This window comes from Novosphingobium sp. ST904 (genome assembly GCF_001298105.1).
GTDB lineage: Bacteria > Pseudomonadota > Alphaproteobacteria > Sphingomonadales > Sphingomonadaceae > Novosphingobium.
Window position 1 is genome coordinate 1 of sequence record NZ_LGJH01000048.1, and the last position, 2,561, is coordinate 2,561.

Below are 2,561 nucleotides of genomic sequence, written 5' to 3' on the forward strand. Positions count from 1 at the left end.
GTACGCATCCGCTAGCTGACGCGGAGCTGCAGGAAGTCAGGCAGCGATTTCCTGTGTGAGCTGCTGCTGAGCGGTCTTCCAGTGCCAAGGGAGGAGTTCGTGAAGGCGGCTCTGGGGTATGTCGGCGATCCGGGCGAGGACGTCAGTGAACCATGCGAGCGGATCGACGTCGTTGAGGCGCGCGGTACCGAAGAGGCTGAACATCATCGCGGCGCGCTGGCCGCCACGATCAGAGCCGACGAATAACCATGCTTTTCTTCCCCGAGCCACGCTGCGCAGCTCACGCTCGGCGGCGTTGTTGGAGAGGCATATCCGGCCATCGGCGAGGAAGGTGGTGAAGCCGTCCCAGTCGTTCTGGAGGTAGGCGATGGCCTTGGCCACGGCATCGTGACGAGACAGTTTGCTGCGTGTCTCGCGCATCCAGGTCTCGAGTTCGGCAACGATGGGCGCGGATAATTCCTGGCGAACGGCCAAGCGCTCGGCGGCAGGCTTGCCGTTGATGTCGCGCTCGATGGCAAAGAGCCGGTCGATAATCTCGAGCGCTTCACTCGCCAGCGGCGAGACGAGCGGCGTAGCGCCCTTCTTCCGGCGCTTGAGTTGCTGCCTGATATCGACGAGCTTGAAGAATTCCCGGCGTGCGTGAACCCAGCAATTGGCGCGGGTCATGGGTTTGTCCGTCCGGCCTTCCTCGAACAGGGCATTGAAGCCGGCATACCGGTCGACCTGGAGAATCCCTGCATAGCCTGCCAGATGGGCGCGGGGATGCTCGCCTCTGCGATCGCTCGAGTAATAGCATAGCGCCACCGGCGGAGCCGTGCCGCCGAACGGGCGATCGTCACGCACATAATCCCATATTCGCGCTACGCTGGTCTTGAGCTTGGCCAGAAGCGGGACGGTGGTATCGTCGGCATGCAGGCGGTCTGCGGCAAGTCCGTGAGCTTCCAGTAACAGGAACAGGGGCTTTACCGCGACACAGATCGCACCGACCTGGTCTGCGAGGGTCGAGAGGCTCAAGGGAATGCCTTCGGCCTCGAGCCTGTCCCGCTGGCTGTTCAGGGGTTGGTGCAGGCCGTACTTCTGGAATGCGAGGTTGGCCAGGAAGTGCGGCCCGAACATTCCGCGCGGGGTTACGTGGAAGGGCGCGGGTGGCTGGCTGATCTTCTCGCACTGACGGCAGGAGACCTTCTCGCGCACGGTCTGGATCACCTTATGCCGGGCCGGAACGCGCTCGAGCGTCTCGGTGACCGCCGCAGGCAGATGGCTCAGATCATCCGAGCCGCAGCACGGGCAGAGGTCCGGCGCGGGGATGACGACCTGCTCGCGCGGGAGATCGGCGGGAAAGTCGCGGCGGGTGGATCGTTTGCGGATGAACGCCTGAACTGTGGTGGTCTTGGCAGCTGCGATCTGGCCGAGCAACTCGGCCTCGCTGGCATTGGCCTCCAGTTCCTCGAAGGTCAGTTCGAGCTGATCCAGCAGGCGCCGGCTGCGCTCGGACCGCGCACCATATTTGTCGCGGCGCATCTGCTCGTTCATCAGTTCGAGATGGGCGTTGCGGGCCAGCAGGTCGGCATTGATCGCCCAGACTTTGGCGACCTCGGCCTCTGCCACCAGTGCCTGTTCACGCACGATGGCAAGTTCAGAGCGAAGCTGCACAAGCTCATCGGATGCGTTGCTGGAGACCATGCGCGGATTATAACCCGCAAGTCCGCAGGAACCCAGCATTTACAGCACTTTTGTGCCGGTCCTGCTGCTATTTTGATGCAGGCGGGAATCACCCGACCTGCGTGGGTCGCCAGGTCTCTTGCGGATTGCGCCAATCCACGCCTTCCAACAGGCAAGCCATCGCTGACGCCGAGATTGCGATCGTGCCGTCCTTTGCTGAGGGCCAGACAAAACGCCCTCTTTCCAGGCGTTTTGCATATAACGACATCCCGAGGCCGTCATGCCACAAGATCTTGCACAGCGACCCGCTTCGTCCTCTGAAGACGTACAGATCGCCGGCATGGACGTCCTTGTTCAGGGAGTTCTGAACCTGCAGGGCCAGCGACCGCATTCCCCGCCGCATATCCGTGTGACCCAGCGCGAGCCACACTCGCACACCGCCCGGGATCGGGATCATCGGGCCAAGGCCTTGATGACGGCCGCTGCCATGGTCGGCGACGCCGAATTGTAGATGCTCACCCGGGCGCCGTGGGAAAGCTCGACCGTGATCGCCGGCTGCACGGGCGTGGGCATGGAGCTCTTGTCTTCCAGCACGACAGCTTCGATGAAGCCATGGTCTTCCTGCGAAGCAACGAGCGCCGCGCTCAGCTTGCGCCGCCAGGTATAGACCAACGCAGTGGAGACGTCGTACCGCCGAGCCACCTGCGCGACACACGCACCCTGCGCAAACGCCTCTTCCAGAATGCGCCGCCGTTCCTCAGCACTCCAGCGACGGCGCGTTCAGGCCCGCCGAAAACCGTGATCCGTCCCACAAACACCGCTCCTAAGTTCGCAAATAACTGCGACCTTAAGACCGATCCATCATCCCACCGGCAAGGCGCCGCTCAGCAGATGCGTAC

General features: G+C 63.0%; 3 protein-coding genes. All 3 read right to left on the minus strand.

Features of this window, described 5'->3' with window-relative positions; genetic code table 11:
- Positions 1-36: 36 nt before the first annotated feature.
- A complete protein-coding gene (locus tag ADT71_RS00360; protein WP_054434122.1) occupies positions 37-1,683 on the minus strand; it encodes an IS66 family transposase in 1,647 nt (548 codons plus the stop codon).
- 88 nt (positions 1,684-1,771) lie between these two features.
- Entirely contained in the window at positions 1,772-2,119 is a 348-nt protein-coding gene (tnpB, locus tag ADT71_RS00365; RefSeq protein ID WP_054434124.1) for an IS66 family insertion sequence element accessory protein TnpB, read from the minus strand.
- Complete coding sequence (locus ADT71_RS00370) at positions 2,116-2,406, minus strand: transposase (RefSeq protein WP_369818134.1); 291 nt, start codon at positions 2,404-2,406, stop codon at positions 2,116-2,118. Before ADT71_RS00370 ends, tnpB begins: the two co-directional genes overlap by 4 nt.
- Between the last annotated feature and the right edge of the window lie 155 nt (positions 2,407-2,561).